A 17,574-nucleotide genomic window follows, 5' to 3' on the forward strand; every position below is an offset into this window, starting at 1 on the left:
GACCAGGTAACGCGGAGCCTGGGGTCCGTGAGCGCGAGCCAGGGAGCGGGATGGCGCGCTGGGGTTCGTGGACGGGGCGGGGGCGGTGGTGAAGGTCCGTGGGCTGGAGCGGCGCGCGGGAGTCCGCGGGGGTCCGTGGGCGGGGCGGGTGTGCGGTGGACGGGGTCCGTGGGCAGGAGCGGCGCGCGGGAGTCCGCGGGGGTCCGTGGGCGGTGTGGGGTTAGGGGTTTTTGGGGGCTTTTAGGATTCGGGCGCCCACGGTGTACATGGTGAGGCCCAGGGCGATCATGGCGGCGGCTACCGGGTAGCGGAGGCCTGGGGGCATGTAGGTGGCCAGGAACCAGGTGTGGCGGAGCATGTCGTTGGCGACGAAGACGGCGGCCACGATGCCCTGGGGGAACAGGGGGATGGCGCCGAAGCCGAGGCACCACCATGCGATGGTCTTCTGCTTCTTGGACAGGGAGTTGTAACGGGAGGTCACCGTGGTCTCGGCCTTGCGGCCGGTGCGCATGATGTTGAGGAGTTCGGGGCCATGGGTGCGCAGGCGGCGTTCCGCCAGCAGGCCGAACCCCCAGTAGTACAGGGCGCCGGTGAGGAGGCCGGCGGCCACGCCGATCCAGCCGTATCGGAGTGCTATCAGGGCCGCGGGCGCGCCGGTCAGCGCCACCAGGGCGAGCATGACGTACGCGAGGCCGGTCAGACCGCCGTCGTCCTCGGTGGTGCGGAGCGGGTTGCCGGCGCGGCGGTGGGGGTCGGTGCCGGGGACCAGGGCGTAGAGGGAGATCAGGGGGACCAGTCCGGCGGCGCCGCCCAGTAAGGCGGCGAGGAGGGCGAGGATCAGGGGCCAGGGGCCGCCGGTGATGCCGGTGAAGGCCACGGTCAGGACGATCGCGATGGGAGCCTGGGTGGAGAGCCAGGCGAGCTGGCGGCCGCGTACGTCGCCGGGGCCCGGGGTCATGAGGGTGAGCCAGAGGGCGGTGCCGTCGGTGCCGTAGAGGTTGGCTGCCATGGCGGCGGCCATGACGACGAAGATCGGGCCGGCGAAGGGGAGCATCCCGTTCCAGCCGAGGATCAGGGGGCTGGCGGCGAAGCAGATGCCGTAGGAGAGCGCGAAGGTCAGCTGGTGGTTGCGGGCCAGGTCCCGGGACCAGGTACGCAGTTCCTTGGCGACGATCGCGCCGCCGGGGGTGGCGGCGGTGATGGGGCGGCGGCCGCGGGTGGAGGGGCGTACGGCGCCGGCCCGGCGGCTGAGCAGCGCGGCCCATGCGCCCAGCAGCAGGAGGACGAGGACGGCCAGCGCGCCCAGCGCCCACCACTGGCCCTGGACGGCCAGGACGCCCCAGCCGGACGGCAGGTACCAGACCGCCGCGGGCACCCCGATCTGCCCGAAGGCCCAGAAGAACACCCAGATCTGGCCGAGCCCTGCCAGGATGGCGCCGTTGAGCAGACCGGAGCCGATGGCCCCGGCCCGCGAACGCAGGGCGAGGCCGACCAGGCCCACCGAGACCTTCGACAGCAGCACGAACACGGCCAGCTGCAGCACCGCCGCGGGCAGCGCGATCAGAGCGTTGGCCACGCCGAGCCGTACCCCTAAGATCACGAGACCGAGCAGCGCGACCAGGCTGACCAGCGGCGAGAGGCCGACGAAGGCGGCCACGAGCAGGCCCGTCGCCAGGCGGCGCGGGGGCAGGCCGAGCAGGGAGAAGTACTCGGGGCGGAGCGTCTCGTCGCCGCCGCCCATGAAGACGGGGCCGAGCATCCAGCCGAGCATCCACACGGCGTAGCCGGCGGCGAGCAGGTCGGCGCCCTGGAAGCCCAGGTAGACGGTGCCGGCGGCGAGGCACGCGCCGAGGGCGGCGCCGGTCCCGGCCATCTGGGCGCGCTCGCCGCGCATGGAGTGGCGCAGGACCGCGATCTTCATCTGGGCCATGGTCAGCGCGACAGCCACGACAGCTCCTTGATCCCGTTGCCCTGGTCGCCGACGAGCTCGACGAACGTGTCTTCGAGCGTCCGCGTGCCGCGGACCTCGTCGAGCGGGCCGGCGGCCGCCACGCGGCCCTTGTCGATCACCGCGACGTGGTCGCACAGCTGCTCGACCAGCGCCATCACGTGGCTGGACAGCACGATCGAACCGCCGCCCGCGACGAAGCCGCGCAGGATCGTCTTGATCGTCGCGGCGGAGACGGGGTCCACGGCCTCGAACGGCTCGTCCAGCACCAGCAGCCGCGGCGCGTGCAGCAGCGCGGTGGCGAGGCCGATCTTCTTGCGCATGCCGGTGGAGTACTCGATGACAAGCGTCTTCTCCGCCTGATCCAGTTCGAGTACGGCCAGCAGTTCCTCGGCCCGCGTGGCGACGACGTCCTTGGCGAGGCCGCGCAGCAGCCCGAGGTAGGTGAGCACCTCGCGCCCGGTGAGCCGTTCCGGCATGGCCAGGCCGTCGGGCAGCACGCCGACCAGCGCCTTGGCCTTCTCGGGGTCGGCCCAGACGTCCTGGCCGAAGATCCGTGCGCCGCCGCTGTCGGGTCGCAGCAGGCCGACTGCCATGGACAGGGCGGTGGTCTTACCTGCGCCGTTCTGGCCGACGAGGCCGTAGAACGAGCCTTGGGGCACGGCCAGCGCGATGTCGTCGACCGCGAGCTTGTCGCCGAAACGCTTGGTCAGACCGCTGATGTCCAGTGCGGGCGTCATGCCGGGCTCCTGGTGGCGAGGGAGAAGGTGGTGGTCAGCTCGGCGGTGAGCGTGCCGAGGTCGTAGTCCGGGTTGCTGATCAGGTAGGTGGGGACGGCGTCGATGGCGCCGCGGATGGCGATCGCCATGGAGCGCTGGTCGAAGTCGCGGAACTCGCCGGTCTGCTGGCCCCAGTCGAGGACCTTCTCCAGGTCGGTGAGGGCGATCTCCTGCTGGCCCGAGTAGGGGCCGTCGCGCTCGTGGAGGATGACCTCCACGAGGGCGATCAGCGGGTTGCGGTGCAGGCGCATGAACTCGAGGTTCGACTCGATGTAGGCGGTCAGCGCGGCGGCCGCGGTGGTCTGCGCCATGATGCGGGGGATCATCAGGCCGGTGGCGAGCTCGACCACGTGGGTGACGACGGCGTCGATCAGCTCGTCCTTGCCGCCGAAGTGGTAGGAGATGACACCCGGACTGATCTTGGCCAGCTTGGCGATCTTGGTCATGGACGCCTGCTGGTAGCCGAGCGTCGCCAAGGCGTCGATGGCGCAGTCGATGATCTGCGCGCGGCGGGCCTCTTCGATGAACGTCCGGCTTTCTGATGGCACGTTCAGAAGTTTAAACGGCCATTCAAAAATTACAAGCCTTGTTCAAGACCAGGTGACGGGGAGGCTGGCGGGGCCGTTGTCGAGGGGGTTGCCGGTCCACGGGACGTCTTCTGGCGCGCAGGCCGGCCGCAGGCCGGGCAGCTGCTCGGCCAGCGCGCCGACGACGGCGACCAGCTCCATGCGGCCCAGCGCGGCGCCGATGCAGTGGTGGGGTCCGTGGCCGAAGGCCAGGTGCGGGTTCGGCGTGCGGGCGGGATCGAAGCGGGCCGGGTCGGGGATGAGGTCGGGGTCCTGGTTGGCGGCCTCCAGGCGGACGAGGACCTGGTCGCCGGCTGCCAGCCGTACCCCGTCGAGGTCGATGTCCGTCTGCGCGTAGCGCGCGAAGGCCTCGCCGTGGAGGCCGGCGGAGTAGCGCAGCATCTCCTCGACGGCCGTGGGGACGTCTTCGATCCGGGTGAGCCCGCCGGCCTCGCCGAGGTGGACGACGCCGATCGACAGCGTGTTGGCCACGGTGAGGTAGCCGCCGAAGACCAGCGAGATGGCGGTCGTGAACAGCTCGTCGTCGCTCAGGCGGCCGTCGTCCGCGTCGCGGACCGCGATGACCTCGCTCAGCAGGTCGGGACCCGGGTCGGCGCGCTTGGCGGCGATCAGGCTCGGGAAGTAGGCGGTGAGCTCGCCCCACGCCTGCTCGAAGCCCTCGCCGCCGCCGGTGATGCCGGAGGCGGCGTCGGCCCAGGTGTAGAAGCGTTCGCGGTCGGTGACGCTGATGCCGAGCATGTGGCTGGTCACCCCGAGCGGCAGCGGGCGGCCCACGATGGAGACCAGGTCGGAGCCGGGTCCGCGCTCGCGCAGCTCGGCCACGAGCTCGCCGGCCAGCGTGGTGATGGCGGGGCGAAGCCGTTCCAGATTGCGGGGGGTGAAGGCGCGGGAGAGCAGGCGGCGCAGGCGCGCGTGCGGCGCGCCGTCGCTGAGCAGCGAGGCGGGCCCCTCGGGCGTGCCGGGCGGGGCCATCGTGAAGCGCGCGTCGGACAGCACCTGGCGGGCCAGCGCCGCCCCGACGACCACCCACGCGGGCTGACCGTCCGCGGTCACGACTCTCGCGATGGGTCCGGTACGGCGCAACTCGTCGTGGACCGGCGTCGGGCTGAACGGGGTAGGGCGCTCAAATGGTAGGTTCCGCATATCGTGAAGCTAGCATATAGTGAAGGTGCATCACTACATGACCATTGAGATATTCGAGCGGACGCTTGAGCTGGCCGAACTGCTCGGCGAGGAGATGGAGCGCAGGCTCGCGGCCGACGGCCTGACACCGTCCCGCGCGCAGTTGCTGCGCGAGCTCGGCCGACGCGGGCCGCAGCAACAGCGGGAACTGGCCGGCACCCTGGCGGTGAGCGCGCGCAACATCACCGGCCTGGTGGACGGCCTCGCGGCCACCGGGTTCGTGACCCGCGAGCCGCACCCCGACGACCGGCGGGCCACGCTCGTCACGCTGACCGGGCGGGGCACGGCGGCGGTGCGCGCCATGGAGGCAGGGCGCGCGGACGCGGCGGCCATGCTGTTCGCCGGGATGTCACCGGAGCGGCTGGCCGCCTACGCCGCCGGCCTCGACGTGCTGCTGGGGAACCTCAGAAGGGCGTAGGCCCGTAGAGGGCGAAGGAGGCGCCGGTGGTGAAGGCCCAGTAGCGGTCGCCGTAGGACCAGTGCCACCACTCGGTCGGGTAGTTGACGAGGCCCGCCTCGTCGAGCGCCTTGCCCAGGATGGCGCGGTGCTCGCGGGCCTCGGGACCGATGTTGGCGGCGCCGGTGTAGCAGGCGCCGTCGCTCTGCTCGGGGTTGTCGTTGACGGCGGTGCCCATGTCGTACTCGACGCCTTCCGGCGAGCACAGCGTCAGGTCGATGGCGGCGCCGGCGGTGTGCGGCGCGACCTCGACCGGCGAGACGTAGCGGCTGGCCGCGACGTGCGCCTCCGCGGGCGTCATCTCCGGGAAGGAGGCCTGGAGCTGGTCGCGGTACTCCTCGAAGTAGTGCCGCTGCGTGGGGATCGGGCGATAGCCCTCGACGATCAGCAGGTGGTAGCCGGACGGAAGGAGGTTCTCAGCCTTCTCCAGCCGGGCCAGCAGGCCGGAACGCAGGTGCGCGTAGGCGCCGATCGCGTCGGCCAGCCGGTCGTCCACGCGCAGCCGCCCGCGTACGTCGGTGAGTGGCTCCCCGCTCTCCCGAACCGGAATCGCCGCCACCCGAGGGTCCGAAATCAGCACGATGTCAGCCGCCATGGGCATAAATTCTCACACAGTGTCGGAGAAGACCTGTTCACGGGCCTGCTCCAGCGCGGCCACGAGCGCGCCGCGCAGCACCGGATTGCCGGCCACGCCGGTGGTCACGACGCGGGAGGGCGAGGGGCAGACGCGGGCCACGGCCCGTTCCACCTTGGCCGCCAGGCGGGCTCCGCCCGCGCGGCCGATGTCGCCGCTGAGCACGATCAGCCCCGGGTCGAGGACGACGGCGATGGCGGCGCAGCCGACGGCCAGCCGGGCGGCCACCTCGTCCAGGTAGCGGTCGCCGCCGTTGCGTACCTGGTCGGCGACGGACAGGCCGCTCACCTTGTGGTGCTTGGCCAGGCCCTCAAGCGCCTCGTGGCCGACGAGCCGCTGGAACGAGCCGGACTGCGGGTGGCGGACGTCGGTGGGCAGCGGTTCGCCGGGGACGGGCAGCCAGCCGATCTCGCCCGCGCCGCCGGTGAGGCCGCGGTGCAGCCGTCCCCCGAGCATGACGCCGAGGCCCTGGCCGATACCCGCCCAGATGACCGCGAAGTCTTCGTGCCCGGCGGCGGCGCCGTAGCGGTGCTCGGCCAGCGCGACGAGGTTGACGTCGTTCTCTATCGTCACCGAGGCGCCGAGGGTGTGGCGCAGGCTGGCCAGCACGCCGACGTGCCAGTCGGGCAGGTCGTGGGAGAAGCGCACGTCGCCGGAGCGGGGGTCGACGACGCCACGGGTGCCGATGACGAATGAGCGCAGCTGCGACTGGCTGATGTTGGCCGAAGCACACGCCCGTTGTACGGCAGAGTGCACCGCTTTGACCGGATCCTTGGCGCCCCGCGGATTGACCGTCACCTCGACCACGATTTTACCTGTGATGTCGGCCACACCGACGGTCAGGCTGTCGGGCAGGACTTCCAATCCGGCGACATAGGCGCTCGACGGAACCACGGCGTACAGGGCGGCGTGCGGCCCTCTGCCGCCGGCGCGCTCGCCGACCACCTCCACGAGCCCACGATCTTCCAGTCGGGCGAGGAGCTGGCCTGCGGTTACCTTGGAAAGTCCCGTCTGTTCCCCCAGCTCGGCGCGGGTCAACGGTCCTTGGTAAAGGAGCAGTTCGAGTGCCGATCTGTCGTTCAGCCGGCGCAGCAGCCGCGGGGTTCCCGGGCTTCGGCTCATGAATGCGCCTCCTCTCGTCACGATCGGCTAACGGTCTGTTTCTTTTAATAAAGTTTCTTGTTAGTTTAGCAGCAATCGTTCGGACTGACGATCAGCCAGCCTGGTGCCGACCGTAGGCCAGCACCATGGAAGGGAGAACCCTGTGAGGATCGCGAAGATCACAGCCACTACGGTCACCACAGCCGCTCTGGCTCTTGGCGTGGCCGCCTGTGGAGGCTCCGAGGCGCCGAAGACCTCCGCGGCACCGTCCGAAGGCGCGTCGAGCGCCGCACCGGGCCAGAAGTTCGCGGGTCAGACGCTCACGATGTGGCGTCTGGGCACGCCGAAGGACGTCTCGACCAAGCTCATGAACGACATCAACACCAAGTTCAAGGAGCTCACCGGCGCTGACGTCAAGGTCGAGTTCGTGCCGTGGCCCGACGCCCAGAAGAAGTGGACCACCGCCCTGGCCGCCGGTGAGGGCCCGGACGTGACCGAGTTCGGCAACGACCAGGTCGCCGCCTGGGTCAAGCAGGACGCGCTGCAGGACATCACCGACCTCGCCAAGTCGACCCCCGACTTCCAGTCGATCCCGCAGAACCTGTGGAGCTACGAGACGATCGACGGGAAGATCTACGGCGTTCCGTGGGGCGGCGGCACCCGCGCCGTGCTCTACCGCAAGGACTGGTTCGACGAGCTCAAGATCGAGACTCCGAAGTCCTGGGCCGACATCGTCGCGGCGGCCAAGAAGATCCAGGAGAAGAAGGGCAAGGACGTCGACGGCTTCGCCTTCAACGGCGGCTCCGACGCCAACATGTCCCTCTCCCCGTTCGTGTGGTCGGCAGGTGGCGACTTCGCCGCCTCCGAGGGCGGCAAGTGGGTCGGCAAGCTGACCGAGCCCGGCTTCAAGGAAGGCTTCCAGTTCTACACGGACCTGGTCGCCAAGGACGGCGTGTCCGGCAAGTCCAGGCTCAACCTGAACTCGATCGAGATCGGCCAGCGCTTCGCCGCCAACAAGGTCGGCATGTTCGTGACGGGCGGCTGGGACATCACGACCGTCAAGGAGCAGAGCAAGGGCAAGATCGACGAGTCGAAGATGGCCTTCTTCTCGCTCCCCAACAAGGACGGAAGCGGACCGGCCCCGGCCTTCCAGGGCGGCAACGACATCGCCATCTGGAAGGACACCAAGAACCCCGAGCTCGCGGCCGAGTACATCAAGCTCGCCGCCGGCAAGGAGTTCGGCACCACCTACGCCACCTCGGAGGGCCTGCTCCCGCTCTACCCCGAGGCCCTGGCCAAGCTCGGCGAGGACCCGATGCAGAAGGCGTTCACCGACACCTTCGCGGTCGCCAAGGGCTTCCCGGCCAGCCCCAACTGGGCTGAGGCCAACGACACCAAGGCCGTGCTGCAGAACGCGGCGCGCAAGGTGATCAAGGGCGAGGCGACCGTCGACGAGGCTCTGGCCGCCGCCAACACCGAGCTCGAGTCCATCCTCAACCAGCAGTAAACGATGAGTGATACGTCAACCATCGCCCGAGGCGGAGGTCACCGCGCCTCCGCCTCGGCGCGGCGGGCCAAGCCGCCGCGCCGGCCCAGCGGACTGCCTCCGCGGTTTGTCCCGTACGCCCTGCTCCTGCCCGGCCTATTGGTCATCGCGGTGCTGTTGCTCTATCCGCTGTACCAGATGGTCGACATGTCCTTCCACAAGGTCGGGCTGCGGCAGATCCGGCCGAGGAACCCGCTGCCCGCGGAGTTCGTCGGCGCCGACAACTACACCGCGGCGTTGCAGTCCGACCTTTTCGGCGTGTCCGTCCGCAACACAGTGATCTTCGCGGTCGTCACCGTGGCGCTGACGTTGGTCCTCGGCACCCTTGTCGGGCTGCTCCTGCACAAGCTCGGCCCGAAGATGTCCACCACGGTCATCGTCGGCACCATGGCCGCCTGGGCGGTTCCGCCGACCTCGGCCGCCGTGGTCTGGAAGTGGCTCTTCGACGCCGACGCGGGTGTGGTCAACTGGTTCCTCAACCTGCTGCCCGACTGGTTCTCGCAACTGCTGTTCGGACGCGCGGAGTGGGCGGGCGTGCCGTGGCTGAACGACCCGCTCGACATCTACTTCGTGCTGGTCGTCACCGTGGTGTGGGCGTCGTTCCCCTTCATCGGGGTCTCGATCCTGGCCGGTCTGAAGAGCATCCCGAGCGAGCTGTACGAGGCCGCCCGAGTGGACGGCTCCACCGCCTTCCAGACCTTCAGGAAGATCACCTTCCCGCTGCTGCGGCCGGTCTTCTCGGTCCTGGTCGTGCTCTCCATCATCTGGGACTTCAAGGTCTTCACCCAGTTGTTCATCCTGGCCGGCGGCACCAACATGCCCCGTGAGGCCTTCAACTTCTCGGTGTGGAGCTACATCGAGGCCTTCAGCCCGCCGCCCGACATGGGCCTGGGCTCGGCCATCGCCGTCGTGCTGACCGTGATCCTGCTGCTGATCACGTTCGTGTACGTACGGCAGATCGTGAAGACGGAGGACGTCCGATGAATCCCGTGACCCGCAAGAGGCTCGGCAAGATCGGCCTCAACACGGCCGGCATCGCCGTCTTCCTCTTCGCGATCTTCCCGGTCTACTGGATGATCACGGCTGCCTTCAAGCCCAACGACCAGCTCAACAGCACCTCGTTCATCCCGTTCCCGATGCCGCCGACGCTCGAGCACGTCGAGCGTGCCTTCACCAAGGGCATCAACGGCAACTCCATCTGGACCTACATGATGAACAGCGTGATCGTGTCGGTGAGCACGATCATCATCGGAGCCGTGTTCGCGCTGCTCGCCGCCACCGCGGTCGCGCGCTTCCGGTTCCGCTTCCGGACGAGCTTCCTCATCCTGCTGCTGATCGTGCAGATGGTGCCGTCCGAGGCGCTGCTCATCCCGCTGTTCCTGAACGTGCGCCAGATGGGCCTCTACAACGAGCTGCTCGGCCTGATCGTCATCAACGTCGGCCTGACGCTGCCGTTCTCCGTATGGATGCTGCGCACCTTCGTGGCCGCCGTCCCGAAGGAGCTGGAGGAGGCGTCCTGGATCGACGGCGCCAGCCGTTTCACCACCTTCTGGCGGGTCCTGTTCCCGCTGGTCGCGCCGGGCCTGGTGGCCACGAGCATCTTCTCGTTCATCACGGCCTGGAACGAGTTCGTCTTCGCGCTCACGCTGATCGAGGACTCCAGCAAGTTCACGATGCCCAGGGCGCTGTCGTTCTTCGTCGGACAGCGCTCGACGGACTGGGGCGGCATCATGGCCGCGTCGACACTGATGACGATCCCGGTCCTGATCTTCTTCCTGCTGGTGCAACGCCGTATGGTCTCCGGCCTGGTGGCCGGGGCCGTCAAGGGCTAGCACCCCGCAAGCGGCTCGCGCCGCCCGCCGTACAGGCCGCGGCGCGAGCTCACCAACCTCTGTGATGAGGAGATATGAGTCAGAGTGATCGGGGGCTGCGCCGCCTGGCGGCCGGCACATTGCTCGTCGCCTTCCAAGGCACCACCGCGCCCGACTGGGTGCTGAGGGAGCTGGAGCAAGGCCTCGGCGGCGTCACGCTCTTCGGTTTCAACGTCGGCAACCCCGCCCAGGTGGCGGAGCTGACCGGCACCCTGCGGGCGGCCGGGGAGCCCGTCATCTCGCTGGACGAGGAGGGCGGCGACGTCACCCGTCTCGCCTACCACGTCGGCAGCCCCTACCCGGGCAACGCCGCTCTGGGCGCGGTGGACGACGTCGAGCTGACGCACCGGGTCTACCGGGCGATCGGCTCGGAACTCGCCGCCTGCGGGATCAACCTGGACATGGCCCCCGACGCCGACGTCAACACCGCCGACGACAACCCCGTCATCGGCACCCGCTCGTTCGGCAGCGACACCGCGCTGGTGGCCCGCCACACCGTGGCCGCCGTACGCGGCCTGCAGTCGGTGAACGTGGCCGCCTGCGTCAAGCACTTCCCCGGCCACGGCGCGACCCGCATGGACTCGCACCTGGCCATCCCCATCGTGGACGTCACCATGGACGTCCTGTACGAACGCGAGCTCGCACCCTTCCAGGCGGCCATCCAGGCAGGCGCCAAGTCCATCATGACCGCGCACGTCGCGGTGCCCGCGCTCACCGGCGACACCCCCGCCACCCTGTCCGCCGCCGCGCTGAGCGTGCTGCTCCGTCAGGAGCTCGGCTACGACGGCGTCGTCGTCTCCGACGCCCTCGACATGCACGCGATCACCAAGAGCGTGGGCCTGGCGGGGGGCGCCGCGCGCTCGCTGGCCGCCGGGGCGGACATGCTGTGCCTGGGCCCCGTCCCCGGCTACGACGACGTCCAGCGCGTCATCGCCGAGATCGCCGCCACCGTGCCGGTCGAGCGGCTGGAGGAGTCCGCGGCCCGGGTGGCCGCGCTGCGCGAGTGGTTCGGCTCCGGCACCGCCCCCACAGCCGAGCTGAACGTGATCGGCCTGGCCGCCGCGCGCCGCGCGGTCCGCCTGACCGGCGCCACGAACCCGCTCACCAACCCCCTCGTGGTCGAACTCGACACGCCGCCCACGATCGCCGTCGGCGACGTGCCGTGGGGCCTGGAACTGCCCGAGGCGGAGACGGTCAGGCTGAAGCCCGACGACGCGGACCCGCTGGGGATCTTGGAACGCGCCAGAGGCCGCTCGCTCATCGTCGTCGTCAAGGACGCCCATCGGCACACGGCCAGCCGGCGCCTCGTCACCATGCTGGTAACCGCCCGGCCCGACACCACGGTGATCGAGATGGGCCTGCCCGTGTGGCAGCCCGAGAGCGCCGCCTACATCGCCACGTATGGCGCGGCCAGGGCCAACGCGATGGCCGCCGTCGAACTCCTCACCGCCTGACACCCGGTCCTGGGCTGACCGCGAGTGGGATGACAACCCGTGGGATGACCCAGCGCCGGCGCGACGACCGACTCCGTGGCGTGGCGCCCTGAAGGGTCAACGGCCCGTAGGTCGGCGTTCAGGCGGCGGCTTCACACGCACCGCCTGAACGCCTGCCCTCCGGGCCCGAACCCCTGGGCCCGGGGACCTTGGCCCGCTACGCGAGCGTCCCGCCCGTCCAGCCGGTCACGGCCGTCCGTAACGCGGCGAGGAACAGCGAGGCGTCCCGGCCGTTGATGAGCCGGTGGTCGTAGGCCAGCCCGATCAGCGCCGGAGCCCCGTCGGCCGGTGAGGTCACGGCCAGCGCGCCGGCCGTGCCGGGGAAGACGAACGGGATCGCCATCTCGACCTCCCCCTCGGTGTGCAGGGTCACGACGAAGTTGGCGCCGGTGAGGTCGGACTCCTTGAAGTCGCCGGTCGTGGCGGCCAGCCGGTGCTTCATGAGCGTGCCCGCGAGGTCCTTGAGGGTACGGCCGGCCGCGTCGTGCACCACCGGCACGTACAGGCCCTCCCCCAGGTCCACCGTCACCCCGATGTCCGGCGTAGCGGACAGAACCGCATGGTTGCCATCAAGCCTGGCGAAGAACAGCGGGAACTCCCCGTGCAGCCCCGCGACCGCCTGGACGAAGATCTCGGCCACGCCGACGGGCCGCCGGACCTCCTTGGTCAGGGCGCTGGCTCGCTCCAGCGCGGGCGTCAGGTTCATGCGCACCGCGACGTAGGCGGCCGGGATGGTCTGGTGGGACAGCTCCACGGCCCTGGCGACGGCACGTTGCACGCGGGGCAGTTCGCGCCGGTCCGCCTGGGTCAGCAGGCGTTCCACGTCGGCCCGCCGTACCAGATGCACGCCTAGACTCGCGACCTGCTCGGGCGTGATGCCGTGCTGGTCGATGAGGACCTGGGCGGGCGCGGTCACCAGCGGCCCGGAGCCCGCGGAGGGCATGGCGGGCGGGGAAGGCTCGGCGGCGGACGCGGAGGGCGCGGAATCCAACGTGGGGGCCGCGGCGGGGTCGGAGCCGATCATGGCGATGACCTCGTCGGGGCGGCACCAGGCGCCGGCCTTCATCGCGTGGCGCAGGACGCCGGTGGTGTCGGCGGGGAGTTCCTCGGTCGCCTTGGAGGTCTCCACGAGCACGACCGCGTCGTCCTCGTGCACCTCGGTCCCGTCGGGAACCAGCCACTCGACGATCATGTACTCGGTGTCGTTGTTGTTCAGCTTGGGCACGCGCAGCTCAGCCACGGATGACCTCTCTGATGACGCGGTGGATCACGGTCTCGTCCACGACCACTTCGCGCTCCAGGTGGGCGGCGGTGGGGATGACGGAGTCCGCGGAGTGGACGAGCGTCACCGGGCCGGCCAGCCGGTCCCAGTGCCGCCGGTGGACGGCGTGGGCGACCTCGGCCCCCCAGGTGCCGCCCGCGGTGCTCTCCTCGACGACGAAGACGTGCGGCGCGGCGGGCACGTCGACGTCGAACGGGTAGAGGCGCGAGGGGACCAGCAGGGTGCAGGAGATCTCCTCTTCCATCAACAGCGAGTGCATGGCGGCCAGCGCCCGGTGGGCCATACCGCCGGGTGCGACGATCACGCAGTCGGGCCGGGTGTCGAGGGAGACGCGGGCGACGCCACCGGTGTTCTCGACGGTGAAGGGGGGCCGCACGGTGTGCATGGGGCGGGTGTAGAGGACCTTGTCCTCGAACAGGACGCACGGCTCCTCGCGGGCCAGCATCTCCTGGAGGACGGCGAGGTTGTCGTGCAGGTGCGACATCTCGTACAGGGCGAGGCCGGGGATGCCGACGAAGTGCTTCTGCAGGCTCTGGCTGTGGGTGGGGCCGTAGCCTCTGCCGCCGCCGACGGGGCAGCGCACGATCATGCGCATGGGTACGCGGGAGCCGTACATGGAGACGGACTTCGAGGCGAAGTTGAGCAGCTGGTCGAAGGCGAGTGCGGCGAAGTCGCCGAACATGACCTCCACGATGGCGCTGTCGCCGCACAGGGCCAGGCCGGCGGCGACGCCGGTGATCGCGCTCTCGCTGATCGGGGTGGTCAGCACGCGGCCGGGGTGGCGGGTGGACAGGCCGCGGGTGACCTTGAAGGCGCCGCCGTAGGGGTCGAGGACGTCCTCGCCGAGCAGGTACAGGTCCTGGCGGGTGTCCATGAGGGTGTGGAGGGCGGTGTTGAGGTTCTCTGCGACTCTCATGGGCGCGCCCATCGGGACGGCGGGCGGGCGACGACGTCGGCGGCGACGGCCTCGATACGGGCGCGAGCGGCCTGGTCGAGGCGTTCTGCCTGCTCGGGGTGGGCGGCGGCGTAGAGGGTGCGCCAGTCGCGCAGTTCGCTCAGAACCTCGGGCGGACGGGTGTCGTCGCCCTTGCTGTGCGGGCCGATCCGATGGGTGGCGAACTCCGCGATCAGCGGGTCGCCCTGCCGTACCCGCGCGATCAGCGGTTCCAGCGCGGTGCGGATGCCCTGCAGGTCGAAGCCCTCCACCAGGTGGTGGCCGATGCCGAAGGCGGCGGCCCGGCCGGCGATCGTGCCGGCCAGGTGCGAGGCGATCGGGGTGGACTGGGCGATGCCGTTGTTCTCGACCACGACGAGGACGGGCAGCCGCCAGAGCGCGATGATGTTGAGCGCCTCGTAGACGGCTCCCTCGCCGAAGGTGCCGTCGCCGATGTAGACGAGCGCGAGCGCGCCGGAGCCCGCCCGCGCGAGGTGCAGGGCGACACCGGCGGCGACGGGCAGGCTCTCGCCCTGGACGCCGGTGGACAGGTAGCCGTCGCGGCGGATGTGCTGGCTGCCGCCGACGCCCGCGCAGACCGCGCCTTCGCGGCCCATGATCTCGGCCAGCAGCCCTTCGAGGTCGCCGAAGCGGGCCAGGTAGTGGCCGTGGCCGCGGTGGTTGCTGAAGACGTGGTCGCCGGGGGTGAGCAGCGGGCGCAGGGCCACGGGCACGTACTCCTGGCCGAGGCAGGTGTGCGTGGTGCCGTTGAGCAGGCCCTGGGAGAACAGGTCGAGCAGCTTCAGCTCGAACGCCCTGATCTCCAGCATGAGGGACAGGTCCGCGTCGTCGAGCTTCGGCACCAGCGCCCGGTCGAGCGTGGTGGTCATCGGCGCATCACCTCGACGAGCCCGGCGATGGTCGGGTTGTCGAAGAAGTCGTCCAGCTCGATCTCGACGCCGAGGCGCTTGCGGACGCGGGCGATGATCTGGGTGATGGTCAGCGAGTGCCCGCCGAGGTCGAAGATGTCGTCGTGCGGCTCCACCGGCGAGAACTTGAGCACCTCCTCCCAGATCGCGGTGATCTCCGCGAGCAGCGGGTCGCCGGGCGTGGCCTCGGCGGCGGCCTGCCTGGACTCCTCGGGCGCGGCGGTGGCCAGGTCGTGGAAGGGGGTCAGTTCCTTCAGGGGGCGGCCGGGCTCGATGCGGGCCAGGAGCGCCTGGAGGTCGGCGGCGACGCGGCCGGGGTCGGGCAGTTCCCGCGGGTCGTGGCGCAGGCTGGCGGTCAGGCCCTCGGGGCCGTCGAGGAGCTGGAGCTGCAGGGCGCCGCGTACGGCCTCGTTGAAGGCCAGCCACTCGACCTGCCAGCCGGGGATCTCGGGTCCGGCCTTGCGGTAGCTGACGCTGACGGGGGCCAGCGACGCGTGTGGCCTGATCCCCGGTACGGCACGCGCCACGGGCACCTCGCGGAAGCCGTACACGAGACGCAGCTCGGCACGCAGCCCGGCGGCGAAGTCCCCGAACGTCGTGTCGGGAGACGGTTCGCCGAAGACCGGCACCTCGTTGACGAACGCCCCGATCCGTCCGGTCTCGGCGGGCGTGCGGGTGGACAGGTCGACCGCGGTCACGACGTGCTCGTTGCCATAGGAGCGCAGCAGCGTGTGCAGAGCCGCCAGGACGACCTCGAACCTGGTCAGGCCGGGCAGCTCCGGCGGTTCCAGCGTGAACTCCAGCACGCCGCCCTCGCCCGCGCGGCGCGAGCGCAGCCGTCCGCCGGGCACCGCCACCTCGCCCGGCTCCCGCCAGCGCGCCGACCAGAACGCCTTGGCGTCCTCCAACTGGGCGGCCACGCGCTCGCGCTGGGCGGCGGCGACGTCGAACGCCGGCAAGGAGGCGGGCTCGCGGCCCTCGTAGAACGCGGCGAGGTCGGCGACCAGCACGTCCTTGGACTGGCCGTCGAAGACCAGGTGGTGGGCGAGGACCAGGAGGCGGTCACCGGCCAGCGTGAAGCGGATCAGCGGCCCCTTCTCCAGGTCGAAGGGCCCGTCGACGGGCTGCGCGTCGAGCGCGGGCCGCAGGGCCGCGGGAATCAGGTGGGGCACGCCGGAGCGTTCCTCGACGGCGCAGGCCAGCAGCGGATGCCGTTCCACGAGCCTGGTCACGGCGGCGGCCAGGCGCTCGCGGTCGGGCGGAGTGGCGAAGCGGACGGTCAAGGGCATGTGGTACGCCGACCCGGCGCCCATGGTTTCCATGATCCACATGCCGTGCTGGGTGAAGGTCGCTTCGGTCATCTAACAACCTCTCGAAGTGCGTGTTTGTCCACTTTGCCGTTGTGGTTGCGCGGCAGAGCGTCGAGGGAGATGAGGCGGACGGGCAGTTCGTGGGGAGCCAGGCGCTCCTTGAGGAAGATCCGCAGCTCCTCGTGGGTCACCGGGCCGACGACGGCGACCGCGACGGCCTTGCCGAGCGTCGGGTGCGCCACGTCGAAGGCGGCAGCCTCGGTGACGTCGGGGTGCTGGTAGACGGCGTCCTCGACGTGGATGGTGGAGACCTTGTAGGCGCCGGACTTGATGACGTCGCTCTCGCGGTCGACCAGGTAGAGGTAGCCGTCCTCGTCGAGGTAGCCGAGGTCGCCCATGCGGACCCAGCCGGCGCGGAAGACCTCGCCGGTGGCCGCGGCGTCGCCGTAGTAGGCGCGGACCGCGGCGGGCGAGCGCATCCAGACCTCGCCCGTGGTGCCGGTCGGCAGGGGTTCGCCCTGCGCTGTGGCGATCTTCACGGCGCCGCCCGAGGCCGGTCGGCCCACGCTGGACGGTCGGTCGGGGTCGAAGATCATGACGGTCTGGGCGGGCGCGGCCTCGGTCGAGGTGTAGTAGTTGGTGATCGTGGCGTGGGGGAAGGCGTCGCCGAGCCCCACGGCGATCTTGGCGGGCAGCGGCGCGGCGGCCGAGCCGAGCAGCAGCACGCTCGACAGGTCGTGGCGCTCGTGCACGCGGGCGGCGAGCATCTCGATGGCCATGGCGGGGACCACGAAGACCGTGCCGGCCTCGTAGTGCTGGATGAGCTGGGCGAAGCGGCCGGGTGTGAAGCGGGGCAGCGTCACCGTCTCGGGGTGCGCGTCCACCGCGTTGACCAGCATCCACTGACCGGCGTTGGTGCCGATCGGGAAGGCGTGGGCCAGGTGCTTGCTGTGGGCGAAGGGGCGGCGCCGGCCGCCGCAGCCGTGCGCGAGGTTGGCGTGGGTGGCGGAGACGCCCTTGGGGCGCCCTGTGGTTCCGGAGGTGTAGAGGATTTGGGCGAGGGACCCGGGCGCGGGCAGCGACGGCGCGGCCGCGGCGGCCAGGACGTGCGGGACCTCACCCGGGCGTAAGACCGCGCTCGCGCCGCAGTGGGCGAGCATCGCGTCGATGTCGGCCCGCGCGAGCCGGTCGGACAGCGGTACGGCCACGCCGCCCGCCTTCACCGCCCCGAAGAAGGCGACGGCGTAGTCGAGCCAGTCGCCATTGCCATAGACCAGCCCCACCCGGTCACCCTCGCGGACTCCCCGTTCGACCAGCGCGGCGGCCAGGTCGGTCGACCTGGTCTCCCACTCACCGAAGGTCAGCGAGCCCGTGCCGTGGACGGTCATCGCCACGCGACCGGGGTCCGCGGCGGCTCGCGCGCGGAGAAGGGATGGAAGCGTCACGCTCACGATCGCCCCCAGGCTCGGACGTCTTTCTATTAGGAAAGTTTCCTTTTATTTCAACGAGCGCCAGTCTCGC

The 17,574-nt window shown here is 70.6% G+C and carries 16 protein-coding genes; 5 read left to right on the plus strand and 11 right to left on the minus strand.

Features of this window, described 5'->3' with window-relative positions:
• Positions 1–220: 220 nt before the first annotated feature.
• Genes ACIBHY_RS32730 through ACIBHY_RS32745 form a run of 4 tightly spaced genes read right to left on the minus strand, consistent with a single transcriptional unit; the run spans position 221 to position 4,367 of the window.
• Entirely contained in the window at positions 221–1,948 is a 1,728-nt protein-coding gene (locus ACIBHY_RS32730; RefSeq protein ID WP_397248471.1) for a hypothetical protein, read from the minus strand.
• Positions 1,933–2,688: an ABC transporter ATP-binding protein gene (locus ACIBHY_RS32735; protein WP_397308719.1), complete on the minus strand. Its 756-nt coding sequence runs from the start codon at positions 2,686–2,688 to the stop codon at positions 1,933–1,935. The genes ACIBHY_RS32730 and ACIBHY_RS32735 overlap by 16 nt, the downstream gene beginning before the upstream one ends.
• The gene (locus tag ACIBHY_RS32740; protein ID WP_397248467.1) at positions 2,685–3,275 is read right to left on the minus strand and encodes a TetR/AcrR family transcriptional regulator; all 591 of its coding nucleotides are present in this window, start codon (positions 3,273–3,275) and stop codon (positions 2,685–2,687) included. The genes ACIBHY_RS32735 and ACIBHY_RS32740 overlap by 4 nt, the downstream gene beginning before the upstream one ends.
• Positions 3,276–3,317: 42 nt before the next feature.
• Entirely contained in the window at positions 3,318–4,367 is a 1,050-nt protein-coding gene (locus ACIBHY_RS32745) for a cytochrome P450 (protein ID WP_397308720.1), read from the minus strand.
• 127 nt (positions 4,368–4,494) lie between these two features.
• Between ACIBHY_RS32745 and ACIBHY_RS32750 the strand changes: the two genes are divergently transcribed.
• Positions 4,495–4,914, plus strand: coding sequence for a MarR family winged helix-turn-helix transcriptional regulator (locus ACIBHY_RS32750; RefSeq protein ID WP_397308721.1), 420 nt, complete (start codon positions 4,495–4,497; stop codon positions 4,912–4,914).
• Here ACIBHY_RS32750 and ACIBHY_RS32755 read toward each other — a convergent pair.
• Together ACIBHY_RS32755 and ACIBHY_RS32760 are read right to left on the minus strand one after the other, a co-directional pair.
• The gene (locus ACIBHY_RS32755; RefSeq protein ID WP_397308722.1) at positions 4,901–5,548 is read right to left on the minus strand and encodes a M15 family metallopeptidase; all 648 of its coding nucleotides are present in this window, start codon (positions 5,546–5,548) and stop codon (positions 4,901–4,903) included. The two genes, ACIBHY_RS32750 and ACIBHY_RS32755, sit on opposite strands and share 14 nt — an antisense overlap.
• 12 nt (positions 5,549–5,560) lie before the next feature.
• A complete protein-coding gene (locus ACIBHY_RS32760; RefSeq protein ID WP_397248459.1) occupies positions 5,561–6,709 on the minus strand; it encodes an ROK family protein in 1,149 nt (382 codons plus the stop codon).
• 142 nt (positions 6,710–6,851) lie between these two features.
• Between ACIBHY_RS32760 and ACIBHY_RS32765 the strand changes: the two genes are divergently transcribed.
• The 4 genes from ACIBHY_RS32765 (at position 6,852) to ACIBHY_RS32780 (ending at position 11,559) form a co-directional block, all read left to right on the plus strand.
• Entirely contained in the window at positions 6,852–8,195 is a 1,344-nt protein-coding gene (locus tag ACIBHY_RS32765) for an extracellular solute-binding protein (protein WP_397248457.1), read from the plus strand.
• A 3-nt stretch (positions 8,196–8,198) separates the two neighbouring features.
• On the plus strand, positions 8,199–9,218 hold the full coding sequence (locus ACIBHY_RS32770) for a carbohydrate ABC transporter permease (protein WP_397248455.1): 1,020 nt from the start codon (positions 8,199–8,201) through the stop codon (positions 9,216–9,218).
• Complete coding sequence (locus ACIBHY_RS32775; protein ID WP_397248453.1) at positions 9,215–10,066, plus strand: carbohydrate ABC transporter permease; 852 nt, start codon at positions 9,215–9,217, stop codon at positions 10,064–10,066. The genes ACIBHY_RS32770 and ACIBHY_RS32775 overlap by 4 nt, the downstream gene beginning before the upstream one ends.
• Before the next feature lie 74 nt (positions 10,067–10,140).
• Positions 10,141–11,559 (plus strand): glycoside hydrolase family 3 protein, encoded by a 1,419-nt coding sequence (locus tag ACIBHY_RS32780; protein ID WP_397308723.1) that lies wholly within the window; start codon positions 10,141–10,143, stop codon positions 11,557–11,559.
• A 196-nt stretch (positions 11,560–11,755) separates the two neighbouring features.
• Here the strand turns inward: ACIBHY_RS32780 and ACIBHY_RS32785 are convergent, their stop codons facing one another.
• From ACIBHY_RS32785 to ACIBHY_RS32805, 5 genes are read right to left on the minus strand one after another with little or no spacing between them, the layout of a single operon-like run.
• On the minus strand, positions 11,756–12,838 hold the full coding sequence (locus tag ACIBHY_RS32785; protein ID WP_397308724.1) for a 2-oxo acid dehydrogenase subunit E2: 1,083 nt from the start codon (positions 12,836–12,838) through the stop codon (positions 11,756–11,758).
• Positions 12,831–13,796 (minus strand): alpha-ketoacid dehydrogenase subunit beta, encoded by a 966-nt coding sequence (locus ACIBHY_RS32790; protein WP_397308726.1) that lies wholly within the window; start codon positions 13,794–13,796, stop codon positions 12,831–12,833. Before ACIBHY_RS32790 ends, ACIBHY_RS32785 begins: the two co-directional genes overlap by 8 nt.
• Positions 13,793–14,704, minus strand: coding sequence for a thiamine pyrophosphate-dependent dehydrogenase E1 component subunit alpha (locus tag ACIBHY_RS32795; RefSeq protein WP_397308727.1), 912 nt, complete (start codon positions 14,702–14,704; stop codon positions 13,793–13,795). The genes ACIBHY_RS32790 and ACIBHY_RS32795 overlap by 4 nt, the downstream gene beginning before the upstream one ends.
• On the minus strand, positions 14,701–16,104 hold the full coding sequence (locus ACIBHY_RS32800; protein WP_397248443.1) for a condensation domain-containing protein: 1,404 nt from the start codon (positions 16,102–16,104) through the stop codon (positions 14,701–14,703). Before ACIBHY_RS32800 ends, ACIBHY_RS32795 begins: the two co-directional genes overlap by 4 nt.
• The gene (locus ACIBHY_RS32805) at positions 16,101–17,504 is read right to left on the minus strand and encodes a class I adenylate-forming enzyme family protein (RefSeq protein ID WP_397308728.1); all 1,404 of its coding nucleotides are present in this window, start codon (positions 17,502–17,504) and stop codon (positions 16,101–16,103) included. Before ACIBHY_RS32805 ends, ACIBHY_RS32800 begins: the two co-directional genes overlap by 4 nt.
• Positions 17,505–17,574 lie beyond the last annotated feature (70 nt).

The organism is Nonomuraea sp. NPDC050547 (assembly GCF_044457345.1).
GTDB lineage: Bacteria > Actinomycetota > Actinomycetes > Streptosporangiales > Streptosporangiaceae > Nonomuraea.

Coding starts and splice junctions, on each gene's coding strand:
- ACIBHY_RS32735 (WP_397308719.1), bottom strand. CDS start 2,688: ATGACGCCCGCACTGGACATCAGCGGTCTGACCAAGCGTTTCGGCGAC.
- ACIBHY_RS32795 (WP_397308727.1), bottom strand. CDS start 14,704: ATGACCACCACGCTCGACCGGGCGCTGGTGCCGAAGCTCGACGACGCG.
- ACIBHY_RS32790 (WP_397308726.1), bottom strand. CDS start 13,796: ATGAGAGTCGCAGAGAACCTCAACACCGCCCTCCACACCCTCATGGAC.
- ACIBHY_RS32770 (WP_397248455.1), top strand. CDS start 8,199: ATGAGTGATACGTCAACCATCGCCCGAGGCGGAGGTCACCGCGCCTCC.
- ACIBHY_RS32775 (WP_397248453.1), top strand. CDS start 9,215: ATGAATCCCGTGACCCGCAAGAGGCTCGGCAAGATCGGCCTCAACACG.
- ACIBHY_RS32780 (WP_397308723.1), top strand. CDS start 10,141: ATGAGTCAGAGTGATCGGGGGCTGCGCCGCCTGGCGGCCGGCACATTG.
- ACIBHY_RS32800 (WP_397248443.1), bottom strand. CDS start 16,104: ATGACCGAAGCGACCTTCACCCAGCACGGCATGTGGATCATGGAAACC.
- ACIBHY_RS32760 (WP_397248459.1), bottom strand. CDS start 6,709: ATGAGCCGAAGCCCGGGAACCCCGCGGCTGCTGCGCCGGCTGAACGAC.
- ACIBHY_RS32755 (WP_397308722.1), bottom strand. CDS start 5,548: ATGGCGGCTGACATCGTGCTGATTTCGGACCCTCGGGTGGCGGCGATT.
- ACIBHY_RS32750 (WP_397308721.1), top strand. CDS start 4,495: ATGACCATTGAGATATTCGAGCGGACGCTTGAGCTGGCCGAACTGCTC.